This window comes from Streptomyces sp. NPDC019937, from assembly GCF_040631655.1.
In the GTDB taxonomy this organism is placed as follows: Bacteria; Actinomycetota; Actinomycetes; order Streptomycetales; family Streptomycetaceae; genus Streptomyces.
In genome coordinates this window covers 1-15,500 of sequence record NZ_JBEYAL010000057.1, presented here as the reverse complement: position 1 = coordinate 15,500, position 15,500 = coordinate 1, and the positions used below count along the sequence as shown (strand labels likewise).

Annotated in this window: 13 protein-coding genes; 11 read left to right on the top strand and 2 right to left on the bottom strand. The window is 74.3% G+C overall.

Going from position 1 to position 15,500, the window contains the following annotated elements:
• Positions 1-141 precede the first annotated feature (141 nt).
• From pdhA to ABZ562_RS37110, 10 genes are all read left to right on the top strand, one after another.
• Positions 142-1,269, top strand: a complete 1,128-nt coding sequence (gene pdhA, locus ABZ562_RS37155) for a pyruvate dehydrogenase (acetyl-transferring) E1 component subunit alpha (protein WP_361488708.1) — start codon at positions 142-144, stop codon at positions 1,267-1,269.
• Positions 1,266-2,306 carry an alpha-ketoacid dehydrogenase subunit beta gene (locus tag ABZ562_RS37150; RefSeq protein WP_361488706.1) on the top strand — a complete coding sequence of 347 codons (1,041 nt, stop codon included), beginning with the start codon at positions 1,266-1,268 and terminating at the stop codon, positions 2,304-2,306. Before pdhA ends, ABZ562_RS37150 begins: the two co-directional genes overlap by 4 nt.
• Positions 2,306-3,586, top strand: a complete 1,281-nt coding sequence (locus tag ABZ562_RS37145; RefSeq protein WP_361488704.1) for a dihydrolipoamide acetyltransferase family protein — start codon at positions 2,306-2,308, stop codon at positions 3,584-3,586. The genes ABZ562_RS37150 and ABZ562_RS37145 overlap by 1 nt, the downstream gene beginning before the upstream one ends.
• 68 nt (positions 3,587-3,654) lie before the next feature.
• Positions 3,655-4,473, top strand: a complete 819-nt coding sequence (locus ABZ562_RS37140; RefSeq protein ID WP_361488702.1) for an NTP transferase domain-containing protein — start codon at positions 3,655-3,657, stop codon at positions 4,471-4,473.
• Positions 4,470-6,278, top strand: a complete 1,809-nt coding sequence (locus ABZ562_RS37135) for a molybdopterin-binding protein (protein WP_361488699.1) — start codon at positions 4,470-4,472, stop codon at positions 6,276-6,278. Before ABZ562_RS37140 ends, ABZ562_RS37135 begins: the two co-directional genes overlap by 4 nt.
• A complete protein-coding gene (locus ABZ562_RS37130; RefSeq protein ID WP_361488696.1) occupies positions 6,275-7,333 on the top strand; it encodes a potassium channel family protein in 1,059 nt (352 codons plus the stop codon). The genes ABZ562_RS37135 and ABZ562_RS37130 overlap by 4 nt, the downstream gene beginning before the upstream one ends.
• Positions 7,334-7,343: 10 nt before the next feature.
• Positions 7,344-8,321, top strand: coding sequence for an NAD(P)H-quinone oxidoreductase (locus ABZ562_RS37125; protein ID WP_361488694.1), 978 nt, complete (start codon positions 7,344-7,346; stop codon positions 8,319-8,321).
• A 109-nt stretch (positions 8,322-8,430) separates the two neighbouring features.
• The gene (locus ABZ562_RS37120) at positions 8,431-8,880 is read left to right on the top strand and encodes a hypothetical protein (protein ID WP_361488692.1); all 450 of its coding nucleotides are present in this window, start codon (positions 8,431-8,433) and stop codon (positions 8,878-8,880) included.
• A 91-nt stretch (positions 8,881-8,971) separates the two neighbouring features.
• Positions 8,972-9,535 carry a bacterial proteasome activator family protein gene (locus tag ABZ562_RS37115; RefSeq protein WP_361488689.1) on the top strand — a complete coding sequence of 188 codons (564 nt, stop codon included), beginning with the start codon at positions 8,972-8,974 and terminating at the stop codon, positions 9,533-9,535.
• A gap of 150 nt (positions 9,536-9,685) precedes the next feature.
• Entirely contained in the window at positions 9,686-10,588 is a 903-nt protein-coding gene (locus ABZ562_RS37110; protein WP_361488686.1) for an NAD(P)-dependent oxidoreductase, read from the top strand.
• A gap of 15 nt (positions 10,589-10,603) precedes the next feature.
• Here the strand turns inward: ABZ562_RS37110 and ABZ562_RS37105 are convergent, their stop codons facing one another.
• Entirely contained in the window at positions 10,604-12,289 is a 1,686-nt protein-coding gene (locus ABZ562_RS37105; RefSeq protein ID WP_361488683.1) for a protein kinase, read from the bottom strand.
• 312 nt (positions 12,290-12,601) lie between these two features.
• Here ABZ562_RS37105 and ABZ562_RS37100 point away from each other — a divergent pair, with 312 nt between their 5' ends.
• The gene (locus ABZ562_RS37100; RefSeq protein ID WP_361488680.1) at positions 12,602-14,200 is read left to right on the top strand and encodes a protein kinase; all 1,599 of its coding nucleotides are present in this window, start codon (positions 12,602-12,604) and stop codon (positions 14,198-14,200) included.
• A gap of 80 nt (positions 14,201-14,280) precedes the next feature.
• Here ABZ562_RS37100 and ABZ562_RS37095 read toward each other — a convergent pair whose 3' ends face one another.
• Complete coding sequence (locus tag ABZ562_RS37095; protein ID WP_361488677.1) at positions 14,281-15,318, bottom strand: phosphotransferase; 1,038 nt, start codon at positions 15,316-15,318, stop codon at positions 14,281-14,283.
• Between the last annotated feature and the right edge of the window lie 182 nt (positions 15,319-15,500).

Here is a 15,500-nt window from a genome sequence, read left to right as displayed (position 1 = left end):
TCACGTGGTGCAGAACCGTTTGTCCACAGGCTCGGGTCGCCTGTAGCCAAAATGCGTCAACGACCGAACAATCGGTAGGTGAGGGCACTGCCGCACGGCACGCCCGCCCTCCAGCAGTCTGCCCGCCCAGGAGGTCGTGTCATGACGGTCCTAGAGCAGCCCGGCGCCTACCGCCCCACTCCCCCGCCCGCCTGGCGGCCCCGCACCGATGCCGCCCCGCTGCTGCCCGACCCCGAGCCGTACCGCCTGCTGGGCACCTCCGCCGCCGACGACCTCGCCCCCGGCCTGCTGACCAGGCTCCACCGGGAGCTGGTGCACGGCCGCCGTTACAACGCGCAGGCCACCGCCCTCACCCGGCAGGGCCGGCTGGCCGTCTACCCCTCCTCGACCGGGCAGGAGGCCTGCCAGGTGGCCGCCGGTCTGGTGCTGGAGGAGCGCGACTGGCTCTTCCCCAGCTACCGGGACACCCTGGCCGCCGTCGTCCGCGGGCTCGACCCCGTCCAGGCCCTCACCCTGCTGCGCGGCGACTGGCACTCGGGTTACGACCCCCGGGAGCACCGGGTCGCCCCGCTGAGCACCCCGCTGGCCACCCAGCTGCCGCACGCGGTCGGCCTGGCCCACGCCGCGCGCCTCAAGGGCGACGACGTCGTGGCGCTCGCCCTGGTCGGCGACGGCGGCACCAGCGAGGGCGACTTCCACGAGGCGCTCAACTTCGCGGCGGTCTGGCAGGCCCCCGTCGTCTTCCTCGTCCAGAACAACGGCTTCGCGATCTCCGTCCCGCTCGCCAAGCAGACCGCCGCCCCCTCCCTGGCCCACAAGGCGGTCGGCTACGGGATGCCCGGCAGGCTCGTCGACGGCAACGACGCGGCCGCCGTCCACCATGTCCTCGGCGAGGCCGTCCGCCGGGCCCGGGGCGGTGGCGGACCCACCCTGGTCGAGGCCGTCACCTACCGGGTCGACGCCCACACCAACGCCGACGACGCCACCCGCTACCGCTCCGACGCCGAGGTCGAGGCGTGGCGCGAACATGACCCGATCGCGCTCCTGGAGGCGGCCATGCGGGACCGCGGGCTGCTCGACGACGACGGCGTCCGGGCCGTGCGCGAGTCCGCCGAGCGGCTCGCCGCCGATCTGCGGACCCGTATGCACCAGGAACCGGTCCTCGACCCGCTGGAGCTGTTCGAGCACGTCTACGCCGAGAAGACCGGTCAGCTGCGGGAGCAGGCGGCGCAGCTGCGGGCCGAGCTGGACGCCGAGGGGGAGCGATGACCACCGCCACCGAGCGCAAGCCCGCCACCATGGCCCAGGCCCTCGGCCGGGCGCTGCGGGACGCCATGGCCGCAGACCCGGCCGTCCATGTCCTCGGTGAGGACGTCGGCACCCTGGGCGGCGTCTTCCGGATCACCAGCGGGCTCGCCGACGAGTTCGGCGACGACCGCTGTACGGACACGCCGCTGGCGGAGGCGGGCATCCTGGGCACCGCCGTCGGCATGGCCATGTACGGGCTGCGGCCCGTCGTGGAGATGCAGTTCGACGCCTTCGCCTACCCGTCCTTCGAGCAGCTCGTCAGCCATGTCTCCCGCATGCGCAACCGCACCAGGGGCGCGGTGCCGCTGCCGATCACCGTGCGCGTGCCGTACGGGGGCGGCATCGGCGGCGTCGAGCACCACAGCGACTCCTCCGAGGCGTACTACATGGCCACCCCCGGCCTCCATGTCGTCGCCCCGGCGACCGTCGCCGACGCGTACGGGCTGCTGCGGGCCGCCATCGCCTCCGACGACCCGGTGGTCTTCCTCGAACCCAAGCGGCTGTACTGGTCCAAGGCCGACTGGGACGCCGAGCGCCCGGACGAGGTCCCGCCGATCGGGCGGGCGGTGGTCCACCCCGGGACCGGCCCGGGCGGAGGCCGGAGCGCCACGCTGATCTCGTACGGGCCCTCCGTCCCGGTGTGTCTGGAGGCCGCCGAGGCGGCCCGGGCCGAGGGCTGGCGCCTGGAGGTCGTCGACCTGCGCTCGCTCGTCCCCTTCGACGACGACACCGTGTGCGCCTCCGTGCGCCGCACCGGGCGGGCGGTCGTCGTCCATGAGGCGGCCGGTTTCGGGGGCCCCGGCGGCGAGATCGCCGCCCGTGTCACCGAGCGGTGCTTCCACCACCTGGAGGCGCCGGTGCTGCGGGTCGCCGGATTCGACATCCCGTATCCGCCGCCGATGCTCGAACGGCACCATCTGCCCGGCGTGGACCGGGTGCTGGACGCCGTCGCCCGGCTGCAGTGGGAGTCCGAGTGGACCGAGGGGAGCGCGGTCTGATGGCTGTCGTGCGGGAGTTCACGCTGCCCGATCTGGGGGAGGGGCTGACCGGGGCGGAGATCGTGCGCTGGCTGGTCCAGGTCGGCGATGTCGTCGCGGTCGACCAGCCGGTCGTGGAGGTCGAGACCGCGAAGGCCATGGTGGACGTGCCGTGCCCGTATGCCGGGGTGGTGACGGCGCGCTTCGGGGAGGAGGGCACCGAGCTGCCGGTGGGCGCGCCACTGCTGACGGTGGCGGATTCCGGTGCGTCCGGTGAGCCGGACGCGGTGGGCGGCCGCGTCGAGGCCGAGGCCGAGGGTTCCGGCAATGTGCTCGTCGGCTACGGCACGGCCGCCCCCGCCGAGCGGCGGCGCCGGGTGCGTCCCGCCAACGGAGAGGTGACGGCCAAGACCGCGGAGGGTCCCGTTCCGGTGATCTCTCCGCTGGTCCGGCGGCTTGCCCGGCAGCACGGCATCGACCTGCGGCAGCTGGTGGGTTCCGGCCCCGAGGGCCTGATTCTGCGCGCCGATGTCGAGCGGGCGGCCGTTCCCCGCACGCCGGCGGAGGCGCCGGTGGCGGAGGTGCCGACGGCGGAGACGCCCGGCGGGCGGGGCGGGGAGCGCGTCCCGCTGCGCGGGGTGCGGGGCGCCGTGGCGGACAAGCTCGCGCGCAGCCGCCGCGAGATCCCCGACGCGACCTGCTGGGTGGACGCCGACGCGACCGAACTGCTCGCCGCCCGCACCGCCATGAACGCCACCGGGGGCCCCAAGATCTCCGTGCTCGCCCTGCTGGCCCGCATCTGCACGGCGGCCCTCGCGCGCTTCCCGGACCTGAACGCCACGGTCGACATGGAGCGCCGTGAGGTGGTCCGGCTCGGCGAGGTGCACCTGGGGTTCGCTGCGCAGACGGACCGCGGCCTCGTCGTCCCCGTCGTGCGCGACGCCCACACGCGCAGCGTCGAGGGGCTGGCCGCCGAGATGGCGCGCCTGACCGAGGCCGCGCGTGCGGGCACGCTGTCCCCCGCCGATCTCACCGGTGGCACGTTCACGCTGAACAACTACGGAGTGTTCGGGGTCGACGGCTCCACCCCGATCATCAACCACCCCGAGGCGGCCATGCTCGGCGTCGGCCGGATCGCCGCCAAGCCGTGGGTGCACGACGGGGAGCTGGCGGTCCGCCAGGTCGTGCAGCTGTCGTTCACGTTCGACCACCGGGTGTGCGACGGCGGGACGGCGGGCGGGTTCCTGCGGTACGTGGCGGACTGCGTCGAGCAGCCCTCGGTGCTGTTGCGGGCGCTGTAGGGGAGCCTTGCCGATCAGGGGGAGCCGGGCGTGGTCGGCAGGACACCCCCTACCGGCATACTCGGGGGGTGACGTATGACGCGGTGATCCTGGCCGGGGGCGCCGCCCGGCGGCTCGGCGGCGTGGACAAGCCCGCGCTGCGCGTGGGCGGGCGGGCCCTGCTGGACCGGGTGCTGGGGGCGTGCCGGGGAGCCGGGCGGACCGTGGTCGTCGGGCCGCGCCGGCCCACCGAGCGGCCCGTGCGGTGGGCGCGGGAGGAGCCGCCCGGGGGCGGGCCGGTCGCGGCCGTGGACGCGGGCGTGCGGGGGACCACCGCGCCCGTCGTGCTCCTGCTCTCCGCCGATCTGCCGTTCCTCACCGGGGAGACCGTGCAGGCCCTGCTCGGCGGGCTCGGGCAGGCCGACGGTGCCGTGCTCGTCGATCCCGACGGGCGCCAGCAGCCCCTCGTCGCCGCCTACCGCGCCGAACCGCTGCGGCGCGAGATCGCCCTGCTCGCCACCGAGCACGGCGGCCTCGGCGGGCTGCCGCTCCGGCTGCTCACCAGTGAGCTGAGCCTTCACCACATCCCGCACGCCACCGCGTCCTTCGACTGCGACACCTGGGAGGACATCACGACAGCCCGTGCGCGGATCAGGGAGCATGGACGGGTGCTGGAAGAATGGATTGCCGCAGTCAAAGCGGAACTGGGTCTCGACCTCGATGTCGACACCGCCGCCCTCCTCGACCTGGCCCGGGACGCCGCGCACGGTGTCGCCCGGCCCGCCGCCCCGCTGACCACGTTCCTCGTCGGCTATGCCGCCGCGCAGCAGGGCGGCGGCCCCGAGGCCCTGGCCGCCGCCAGCCGCAAGGCGGCGGCCCTGGCGGCGCGTTGGGCTGACGAGGAATGACACGACGGGACCCCCGTCCCGGGGACGCCGACAAGCTCGACCGGCAGGTCGACGAGGCCCTGGCCCTGGCCAACGAGAAGGCCACCGCCGCACGGGCCCCGCGACCGCCGGACGAACCGGACCCCGAGCTGGGCTGGCCCCCGCCCAGCGTGGTGCGCACGATCCGCCACGGCGTCCCCGAGCCCCAGGCGGCGCCGGAGGACGAGCCGGACGAGGCGCTGGGCTGGCCGCCCCCGAGCCTCCGGCCGGTGCCACCGGCCGGAGACCACGCACCCGCGCCCGCCCCCACCCCCGCGCCCGACGCGCACCCGGACGGCCCCGAGCCCGGCAGCAAGGCCGCGCCCGGAGAGCCCGCCCCCGGAGAGCCCGCCCCCGGAGAGCCCGCGTCCGGGAAGCGCGCCGCCGGGAAGCCCGCGTCCGGGAAGCCCGCCGCCGGAAAGCGCGCCCCCGGGAAGGGCGCCGCCGCGGAACCCGCCCCCCGGAAGCTGGCACCCGAGGAGACCGCACCACCCGAGACCCCCCCGACCCCCTGGCCCGACGCCCGCCGCATCGCCGCCCGCGCCCCCGCCAGGGCCGTCGCCAAGGCGGCGCCGGTCCCGCGGGCGCTGGACGACGCGCTCGGCCACGTCCTCGCCGAACCCCTCACCGCGCTGACCGATCTGCCGCCGTTCGACACGTCCGCCATGGACGGCTGGGCCCTCGCCGGGCCCGGACCGTGGCAGCTCACGGGGGGCCGTACGGGGCGCGGGATCCTGGCGGGCACCGGTGCGGTGGAGCCGTTGTCCGACGGGCACGCCGTGCGGATCGCCACCGGCGCCCGGATCCCGCCCGGCGCCACCGCCGTGCTGCGGACGGAGTACGGCGCGGACACCGGGGACGGCCGGCTGTACGCGGCGAAGGCCCCCCGGCCGGTCGGCTTCGGGCAGGACATCCGGCCGCGCGGCCAGGAGTGCCGCAGCGGCGATCAGCTGCTGCCCGCGGGCACCCGCGTCACGCCCGCCGTGCTGGGGCTCGCGGCCGCCGCCGGATACGACGAGGTGGCGACCGTCCGCAGGCCGCGGGTGGAGGTGCTGGTCCTCGGGGACGAGCTGCTGCAGCGGGGGCCGCCCCGCGAGGGCGGTATCCGGGACGCGCTGGGGCCCATGCTGGGGCCGTGGCTGCGGGCGCTGGGCGCGGAGGTGTCCGGCACCCGCCGGGTGTCCGACGAGGCGGACGCGCTGTACGAGGCGCTCGACGGCTGTTGCGCGGACCTGGTGGTCACGACGGGCGGCACGGCGGCGGGCCCGGTGGACCATGTGCACCCCACGCTGCACCGGCTGGGGGCCGAGCTGCTGGTCGACGGGGTGGAGGTGCGGCCGGGCCATCCGATGCTGCTGGCCCGGCTCGGCCCCGAACGACACCTGGTCGGCCTGCCGGGCAATCCGCTGGCCGCCGTATCGGGGCTGCTGACGCTCGCGGAGCCGCTGCTGCGGACGCTGACGGGCCGCCCCGCGCCCGAGCGCCACCCGGCCTCGCTGGCCGAGGCGGTGAGCGGGCATCCGCACGACACCCGGCTGGTGCCGGTGGCGTTCCGGTACGACGAGGCGCGGCCCCTGCGCTTCAGCGGCCCGGCGATGCTGCGCGGCGTCGCGGTCGCGGACGGTCTCGCGGTGATCCCGCCGGGCGGGGCCGGGCGCGGCGCGCAGGTCGAGGTGCTGGAACTGCCCTGGTCGAGCAGGACCGGCGAGCACGGTGAGCCCCACCGGACCGGCGGTGGGAGCCAGGAGGACGACGATGGCATACGCACCCAGGAGGGCCACGCGTGAAGCTGCCCAGTCATGACGCGGCGGCCCGTACGCCACCGGAGGACACCGGCCACCGCGTACAGCTGCCGCGCTATCCGGACGGCCCGCTGCGCCAGGTGGGCCGCCGGCTGCTGCTGGCGCTGCTCGTCCTGGTGCTGACGGTCCTGATCGTCTACCTGGACCGGTCCGGCTACCACGACAACGCCGACGACAACGTCGACTTCCTCGACTCCGTCTACTACTCCACCGTGACGCTGTCGACGACCGGCTACGGCGACATCGTCCCGCACAGCGACAGCGCCCGGCTCACCAACATCCTGCTGGTCACCCCGCTGCGCGTGCTGTTCCTGATCATCCTGGTCGGCACCACGCTCGAAGTCCTCGCCGAGCGCACCCGCGAGCAATACCGCCTGAACCGCTGGAGGTCCGCCTTGCGCGATCACACCATCGTCGTCGGCTTCGGCACCAAGGGCCGGTCCGCCGTCCAGACGCTCTGCGCGGGCGGGCTGCCCAAGGGCCGGGTCGTGGTGGTCGACCCGAACCACAAGGTGATCGAGTCCGCGACCTCGGAGGGGTTCGCGGGCGTGGTGGGGGACGCGACCCGCAGCGACGTGCTGCTGCGGGCGGAGGCGCACCGGGCCCGTCAGTTCGTGATCGCGACCCAGCGGGACGATACGGCGGTGCTGGTCACGCTGACCGCGCGGCAGCTCAACAAGAGCGCCAACATCGTGGCGGCGGTCCGTGAGGAGGAGAACGCGCCGCTGCTGCGCCAGTCCGGCGCGGACGCCGTGATCACGAGCGCGAGCGCGGCGGGACGGCTGCTGGGGCTGAGCGTGCAGTCGCCGACCGCGGGCGCGGTGATCGAGGACCTGATCCAGCAGGGCAGCGGCCTGGACCTGGTGGAGCGCACGGTGGTGAAGTCCGAGGTGGGCAGGTCGGTGCGGGACACGGACGACCTCGTGGTGTCCGTACGGCGCGGGCACCGGCTGCTGGCGTACGACGACGCCGACGCGAGCCCGCTGCAGGCCGCCGACCGGCTGATCACCATCGTTCGCGCGCCGCTGCCCCAGGAGTAGCCTCGCGGCCATGCATGCGATCACCATTCCTGAACCCGGCGGCCCCGACGCACTGCAGTGGACGGAGGTGCCCGATCCCGTGCCCGGCGAGGGGGAGGTCCTCGTCGAGGTCGTGGCCAGTGGCGTCAACCGCGCCGATCTGATGCAGCGGCAGGGCCACTATCCGCCGCCGCCCGGCGCCCCCGAATACCCCGGCCTGGAGTGCTCGGGCCGGATCGTGGAGCTGGGCCCCGGCGTCAGCGGCTGGACGGTGGGCGACGAGGTGTGCGCGCTGCTGGCGGGCGGCGGGTACGCCGGGAAGGTGGCGGTCCCCGCGGGGCAGCTGCTGCCGGTCCCGGAGGGCGTCGACCTGGTCACCGCCGCCGGACTGCCCGAAGTGACCGCGACCGTATGGTCGAACGTCTTCATGATCGCCCATCTCCGGCCGGGCGAGACGCTGTTGGTGCACGGCGGTTCGAGCGGCATCGGCACCATGGCCATCCAGCTCGCGAAGGCGGCCGGGGCGCGGGTGGCGGTCACGGCCGGGTCGGCGGAGAAGCTGGCGGCCTGCCGGGAGCTGGGGGCCGATGTGCTGATCAACTACCGGGAGCAGGACTTCGTCGAGGAGGTCCGCGCGGCCACCGACGGCGCCGGGGCGGACGTCATCCTGGACATCGTCGGGGCAAAGTACCTGGACCGGAACGTGGACGCGCTGGCCGTCAACGGACGGCTGGCGATCATCGGTCTGCAGGGCGGGGCGAAGGCCGAGCTGAACCTGGTCAAGCTGTTGGGCAAGAGCGGCGCGGTGACGGCCACCGGGCTGCGGGGGCGTTCGCTCGCCCAGAAGGCGGCGATCGTCGCGGCCGTACGGGAGCATGTCTGGCCGCTGATCGGCAGCGGCCGGGTCCGCGCGATCGTGGACCGTACGCTCCCGATGCGGGAGGCCGCGGAGGCCCACCGGTGGATCGAGTCCAGCGGGCATGTCGGCAAGGTGCTGCTGACGGTCTGAGCGCGGGCGGTTCCCGGGCGCGGCCTGTGGCGACGGCCGACGTGGCCTGTTCGGCCGCGCCCGGAATGCCCGCACCGTCCCGCTGTGTGACCCTCATCCCGTGAGGCCGGTGAACCCCGCACTCCGTACCCTGCCCGCGACGGCCCTGCTGGCGGGCGCCGCCCTGCTCGCCGCCCCGCAGCCGGTGGCGCGCGCCGACGACGGCGGTCTGGCGGGGACCCACGCCGGGGAGGGCCGGGCCCACCCCGGCCGGAGCGCGGCGCCCGCCACCTCCCCCGACCCCACGCCCACGCAGACGGGCCCGAGCGGACGGGACCAGGCGGATCCGGGCTTGCCGCCGGTCCCGGACTGGACGCCCACCTCGCTTCGGCTCCCGCACGAGCGGGAGCGGCGCGGGGCGCGGGAGGTGCCCCAGGATGATCGTCCGTACGCCACCGGACGGACCGCCGCCGAGCCCGGGGACCGGATCATGCGGGTGCTGCCGCTGGGCACCGGGCTGGCGCTGGCCGGTCTGGGGCTCGGGCTGGCCTTCCTCGGCCTGCGGCTACGGCGTCGCTGAGGACCGTCGCCGAGGACGCGGAGGGCCCGGTTCCCGGGGCCCGGGGCACCCGCGGCCTCCCCCGGAGGTGCCGGTGCGGAACAATGGGGGTATGAACCAGCCGATGAACGAACGATCGCAGGAGAGCCCGCACGTCCTGGTCGTCGGTCCGGACGGCATGGCGCTCGGCGGTGTCACTCCTGGCGATGGCAGTGGTGACGACGAGTCGCGCGAGGTTCCCGTGACGGACATGGTCGAACAGCCCGCGAAGGTCATGCGGATCGGAAGCATGATCAAGCAGCTGCTGGAGGAGGTCCGCGCGGCACCTCTGGACGAGGCGAGCCGCGCGCGTCTGAAGGAGATCCACGCCAGTTCGGTCAAGGAGCTGGAGGACGGTCTCGCTCCCGAGCTGATCGGGGAGCTGGAGCGGCTGTCGCTGCCCTTCACGGAGGAGACGATTCCGACCGAGGCGGAACTGCGCATCGCCCAGGCGCAGTTGGTCGGCTGGCTGGAGGGGCTGTTCCACGGCATCCAGACGACGCTGTTCGCCCAGCAGATGGCCGCCCGCGCGCAGCTGGAGCAGATGCGCAGGGCGCTGCCCCCGGGCGTCGGCGGCGAGGAGGCCCCGGGGATGGGGCCGGAGCACGGCGGCGCCCGCTCGGGCCCGTACCTGTAGCGGAGGCGCACACACCCCAGGCGGGCCGCCCCGGGACCGGAAGGTCCGGGGCGGCCCGCCGTTCGCGCGGGCAGGCTCGGCGAAGTGGCCCACGCCCCCGCCCCCGCATTGGCCCCTGACAGTGGTCCGACACCCCCTAAGGTCGACCGCATGCGCATCTTCCTCGCCGGGGCGACCGGCGCCGTCGGCCGCCTCCTGGTCCCCCTGCTCGTCGCGGACGGGCACCAGGTCACCGGAACCGCCCGCACCGCCGGGGGCGCCGAGCGGCTGCGTGCCCGGGGCGCGACGGCCGTGCCGCTGGACGTCCTCGACGCCGCGAGCGTGGAGCGGGCGGTCGCGGACGCCGCCCCGGACGCGGTGATCCACCAGCTGACCGCCCTCGCGGGCGGCAGCCGCGCCGAGAACGGGCGGATCCGCCGGGAGGGCACCCGGCACCTGGTGGACGCGGCGCTGCGCGCCGGGGTGCGGCGCATCGTCGCCCAGTCCATCTCGTGGGCGTACGAACCGGGCGCGACCCCGGCCGTCGAGTCCACCCCGCTCGACCTGGCCGCCCCGCCGCCGCGCGCCGCCATGGTGGGCAGCCTGCGGGCGCTGGAGGAAGCGGTGGCCGAGATCGAGACGCATGTGGTGCTGCGCTACGGCACGTTCTACGGCCCGGGCACCTGGTACGCGCCCGGCGGGGCGCTGGACGCCGTACTGCGGGGCGCGCCCCTGGAGGGGCCCGGTGCGCGGCCGGGGGCTGCGATGGTGGGGCAGGTGGTGGCGGACGACGCGATCAGCTCGTTCGTGCACGTGGCGGACGCCGCCCGGGCCGCGGTCGCGGCGCTGGGCTGGCCGAGCGGCGCGGTGAACGTGGTGGACGACGAACCGGCGCCCGCCCGCGACTGGCTGCCCGCGCTCGCCACCGCCCTCGGCACCCCGGCCCCGCCGCCCGCCGGGCCCGGCCGGGAGGGCTGGGCGCGCGGCGCCGACAACACCCTGGCCCACCGCCTGGGCTGGCGCCCCCTCCACCCGACCTGGCGCACCGGATTCCACGACCAGCAGGAGCAGTAAGAAGGGAGTGCTGCCTCAGCCCGGATTACCGGTGGAGACCGTCAGCTCGATGGTGTCGGTGTCCGGGTTGTACGGCTCGTAGTTGCGGTACGTGTAGTTGAGGACCGTGCCCTTGCCCCACAGGTTCTCGTCCTGGGTCGTGACGCGGTACTTCCAGCCCGCGGACCGGATGCACTTCTTCACCGAGTCGACGTAGAGGTTCTGGAAGTCGGGCACGCTGTAGGTGCCCTTCTCGTCGCTGTTCTCGTACGCGTCCTTGCACTTGGCCGGGTCGATCGTCTTCGTCTTGTCGCCCATGCGGAAGCCCGCGGCGGCCGTCGACGGGGGCGCGGAGGTCTTCTTGTCGCCGCCGCCCTTGCTCTCGTCCTTCTTGCCGCCGTCGCCCGGACCGTTGAGGGCGACGACCACGATGACGCCGAGGACCGCGAGCGCGGCCACCACGGCGGAGCCTATGATCACGCGCTTGTTGCTGTTGCCACCGCCCGCGGAGCCCGGCGACCCCGGCGAGTGGGCCGGGGCGGGCGCGATGTTGTACGGCGGCGGGGTGTGCGGGCCGTGGCCGCCCTGGTACGGGGACGCGGGGGTGCCGTAGGGCTGCTGACCCACCGGCTGTCCCACCGGCTGGCTCGGCGGCGGCGGGGTGGACGGGCCGAAGGCGCCGTACTGCCCCGCTCCGGCCTGCGGCTGGTACGGCGTCTGGACGCTGCCGGGGCCGGGGGCGGGGGTCTGCTGGCCGACGGGCGGGAAGACCGCGGCGCCGACGCCGGAGCCGCTGGTGGCGGGCGGGCCGCCGGTGATGATGATCGGGGCCGCGCCGGTCTGGCCGGTGCGGGAGACGCGGGCGCACTCGTCGCGCATGGCCTCGGCGGTCGGGAAGCGCTCGTTCGGGTTCTTCTTCAGGGCGCGGGCGACCAGCGCGTCCACCGCGGGCGGGATGGACTGGTTGATCGAGGAGGGCGCGACCGGCTCCTCCTGCACGTGCGCGTACGCGATGGCGAGCGGCGAGTCGGCGTCGAAGGGGAGCCGGCCGGTCAGCAGCTCGAAGAGCATGATGCCGACCGAGTACAGGTCGCTGCGGGCGTCCACGCCACGGCCCAGCGCCTGCTCGGGCGAGAGGTACTGCGGGGTGCCGACGACCATGCCGGTCTGGGTCATGGAGGTGACCCCGGACTGCATGGCGCGGGCGATGCCGAAGTCCATGACTTTGACCACATTACGCTTGGTCATCATCACGTTACCGGGCTTGATGTCGCGGTGAACCAGCCCCATTTCGTGGCTGATCTCCAGCGCCGCCAGAACATCACCGGTGATTTTCAGCGCCTTTTCGGTCGGCATCGCGCCGTGTTGCCGGACATCGGCGTCGAGAACCGAACGCAGCGGATGCCCCTCGACGTACTCCATGACGATGTACGGCATGAGCGTGCCGTCGACCGAATCCTCGCCGGTGTCGAAGACCGAGACGATATTGGTGTGCGTGAGCTTCGCCACGGCCTGGGCCTCGCGGCGGAAGCGCTCGCGGAAGGACTGCTCACGGCCCAGCTCGGTGTGCAGCGTCTTGATCGCGACCTGGCGGTCCAGCACGGAGTCGTACGCGAGGTGCACCGACGCCATGCCGCCCTCGCCGAGCAGGTCCCGCAATTGGTAACGGCCGCCGGCCAGGGAACTGCCCTGGTAGCGACCAGGTGCGCCGTGCTGGCTCATGGTGTACTTCCCCCTCGGCGCACTCACCGTTCAGACCCGCACGTTTCGACGCCATGATCTTCGTGTTCCGGATATCGTGGCCAAGTCTGCCCCAGGCCACGGACACGTCAAGCCACGTGCCCGTTCCGTGACCGGATGCTCAAGAACCCGTCACGCGATTTGCAACACTTCACCGTCAACAGGTTTGATGGCCGGTCCATCACGAACCGATGCGCGGCGCGAAGGCTGTAGCGTGCCTAGGCAGGAACCGTACCGCCCGCGGGCGGGGCGATCTCGACCAGACCCCCACCTAGACCGAGACGGCGAGGACCGATGGCACAGACCCAGAGCGCTCAGGGGCCTTCAGAACCTGAGGCCACCGGGTCCGGAATGTCCGATGTGCCCGAGGCGTGGGGAAACGGTGGGCTGGTGGGCGATGGCCGCTACCGCCTCACCGGTCGCCTGGGCCGAGGCGGCATGGCGGAGGTTTTCGCCGCCGAGGACATCCGGCTCGGCCGAACGGTCGCGGTGAAGCTGCTCCGTGCCGACCTGGCCGAGGACCCGGTGTCCAAGGCCCGCTTCACCCGCGAGGCACAGTCCGTCGCGGGGCTGAACCACCACGCGGTCGTCGCGGTGTACGACTCCGGCGAGGACGTCGTCGGCCAGAGCACCGTGCCCTACATCGTGATGGAGCTGGTCGAGGGGCACACCATCCGCGACCTGCTGCTGAACGCCGAGGCGCCGCCGCCGGACCAGGCGCTGATCATCGTCTCGGGGGTGCTGGAGGCGCTGGCCTACAGCCATCAGCACGGCATCGTGCACCGTGACATCAAGCCCGCGAACGTGATCATCACCAACAGCGGCGCGGTCAAGGTGATGGACTTCGGCATCGCCCGCGCCCTGCACGGCGCGCAGTCCACCATGACCCAGACCGGCATGGTCATGGGCACCCCGCAGTACCTCTCGCCCGAGCAGGCGCTCGGCAAGGCCGTGGACCACCGCTCCGACCTGTACGCGACCGGGTGTCTGCTGTACGAACTCCTCGCGCTGCGCCCGCCGTTCACCGGTGAGACTCCTCTTTCGGTCGTTTATCAGCATGTTCAGGACACTCCGGTACCACCGTCCGAAATTTCGGGCGGCACGGTTCCGCCGGAGCTGGACGGCCTGGTGATGCGCTCGCTCGCGAAGGACCCGGACGACCGGTTCCAGAGCGCCGAGGAGATGCGCGGACTGGTCCAGTACGCGCTGCAGATGCTCCAGGAGGCCGGTGGCCACACCGGGGTCTGGAACACCGGGCCGGTCACCCAGCACCTCGGCGGCTCCACGGGCGCGATGGGCATGGCGGGGACGACCGCGATGCCGCATCCCGGGCACGGTGACACCTCCCAGCAGCCGATGGCCGTGCCCGGCGTGGGCGACGGCGGCGGCTACGACGGCGGTTACGACGGGGGCTCCGGCCGGGGCCGCCGGGGTGGCCGCGGCAAGCTGTGGCTGATCGCGGCGCTCGCCGTGATCGCCGTGGCGGTCGGGGTCGCGTTCGCGCTCAACTACGGCGGCAACGACGACAAGGGCAAGCAGCCCAGCAAGAACCCGTCGTCGACCGCGCAGAAGGAGACCAAGGAGCCGAGCAAGGAGCCCACGGAGGAGACGACGACGCCGCCGGCGAGCGACGACTCCACCGGCGGTACGGGCGACTACACCCCGTCCCAGGACCCGACCGGCCCCTCGTACACCGGGCAGCCCAGCAATCCCGGGGTGCCGAACGAGCCGACCAGCGGCCCGACCGGCCTCCCGACGGACACCGAGACCACGCCGGACGACGGCAACAGCCCGACCACGCCGCCCGACGACGGCGGGGCGACGCCGCCCGACGAAGGTGGCAGCGGCGAGCCGACCGGCGGCGGGCTCCCGAGCGGCGAGGGCCTCGGCTGACCTCGTCCCATGACCATGACTGCCCCGGCCCCGCGCGAGCGGTGCCGGGGCAGACGCATGAGCACGGCACAGCGCGCGCCTCAGCCGCAGAAGGCGTCGCGGACCGCCTCGTACTCCCGCGTCCACCACACCACCAGCGCGGCCGCGGCCGGGAACTGCGGATCGGCGCGGTGGTCGCCGCGCTGGTAGTGCCAGCGCAGCATCCAGAAGTCGTTGAGCCGCTCCCACCACACCCGGTGCACGGCCGCGGCCATCTCGGCGGCCCCGGCGCCCGCCATGCGGCGGTAGGCCCGGGCGTAGGACCGGACCTTGGTCAGCTCCAGGGTGCCGCCGGGGCGTACGAAGAAGATCGCGGCGGCGCGTACGGCCTCCTCGGCGCGCGGCTGCACGCCCAGCCGGTCCCAGTCGACGATCGCGGCCGGTTCGGTGTCCCGGTAGAGCAGGTTCAGCGGGTGGAAGTCGCCGTGCACCCATCCCGTGGCCGGGATCGCGTCCGCCTCCGGGCGGCGGTGGGCGTGCCGCTCCAGCAGCGCGCGGCGCTCGGTCAGCCGGTGCTCGGCCAGTTCATCGAAGGTGTCGCGCGGCCGGTGGCCGCGGACCAGGGCCAGCAGCTCGCCTATGACGGCGAAGGTGTCCTCGGGGTCGGCCGCGGGCTCCGGCGGCTCGCGGTCGCAGGCCCGGGCCCGCATGACCTGCTCCAGGCAGGTGTGGGCGAACCCCAGCAGCCCGCCAAGACCCCAGCACTGGGGCGTGGTCAGCGCGGCGCCGTCGCGGTGCCGCCCGTCGACCCAGGGGTGGAGGGCGTAGCAGCGGCCGCCGATGACGGCGACGGTGCGGCCGTGGGCGTCCGGGACCGGCGGGGCGACCGGCAGGCCGAGCGCGCCCAGCCGCTGGGTGGCCCGGTGCTGGCGGGCGATGGCGGTGCGGTCGCCGTCGAGGTGGTGCTTGAGGAAGAACCGGCCGCGGGTGGTGGCGAGCCGGTAGCCGCGGTTGAGCAGGCCCTCGGTGAGGGGGTCGCAGGACACCGGCTCACCGGCCCGGTCGTAGCGGCGGAGCAGGGCGCTCAGGGTTTCCCCGTCGGGAGCGGCCTCGGCGAGGTGTACATGTGAGCGCGGCACTTGCCAGATGTTAGATCACCTGGCGTCACGGACCGTGCGTGAGTTGACGCGGCAGGCCGAATGGTGCTTGGGGGCGATCGGCCCGGAGCTAGGGGGTGTCGTGTGGATCATGCCGGGCTCCCGACGCCGCTGTGACATCAGCCGCTGCCGCGGCGGGCGGCACCTCGCGGCCCCGCGCTCGT

Coding starts and splice junctions, on each gene's coding strand:
- pdhA (WP_361488708.1), top strand. CDS start 142: ATGACGGTCCTAGAGCAGCCCGGCGCCTACCGCCCCACTCCCCCGCCC.
- ABZ562_RS37150 (WP_361488706.1), top strand. CDS start 1,266: ATGACCACCGCCACCGAGCGCAAGCCCGCCACCATGGCCCAGGCCCTC.
- ABZ562_RS37145 (WP_361488704.1), top strand. CDS start 2,306: ATGGCTGTCGTGCGGGAGTTCACGCTGCCCGATCTGGGGGAGGGGCTG.
- ABZ562_RS37135 (WP_361488699.1), top strand. CDS start 4,470: ATGACACGACGGGACCCCCGTCCCGGGGACGCCGACAAGCTCGACCGG.
- ABZ562_RS37125 (WP_361488694.1), top strand. CDS start 7,344: ATGCATGCGATCACCATTCCTGAACCCGGCGGCCCCGACGCACTGCAG.
- ABZ562_RS37115 (WP_361488689.1), top strand. CDS start 8,972: ATGAACCAGCCGATGAACGAACGATCGCAGGAGAGCCCGCACGTCCTG.
- ABZ562_RS37110 (WP_361488686.1), top strand. CDS start 9,686: ATGCGCATCTTCCTCGCCGGGGCGACCGGCGCCGTCGGCCGCCTCCTG.
- ABZ562_RS37105 (WP_361488683.1), bottom strand. CDS start 12,289: ATGAGCCAGCACGGCGCACCTGGTCGCTACCAGGGCAGTTCCCTGGCC.
- ABZ562_RS37100 (WP_361488680.1), top strand. CDS start 12,602: ATGGCACAGACCCAGAGCGCTCAGGGGCCTTCAGAACCTGAGGCCACC.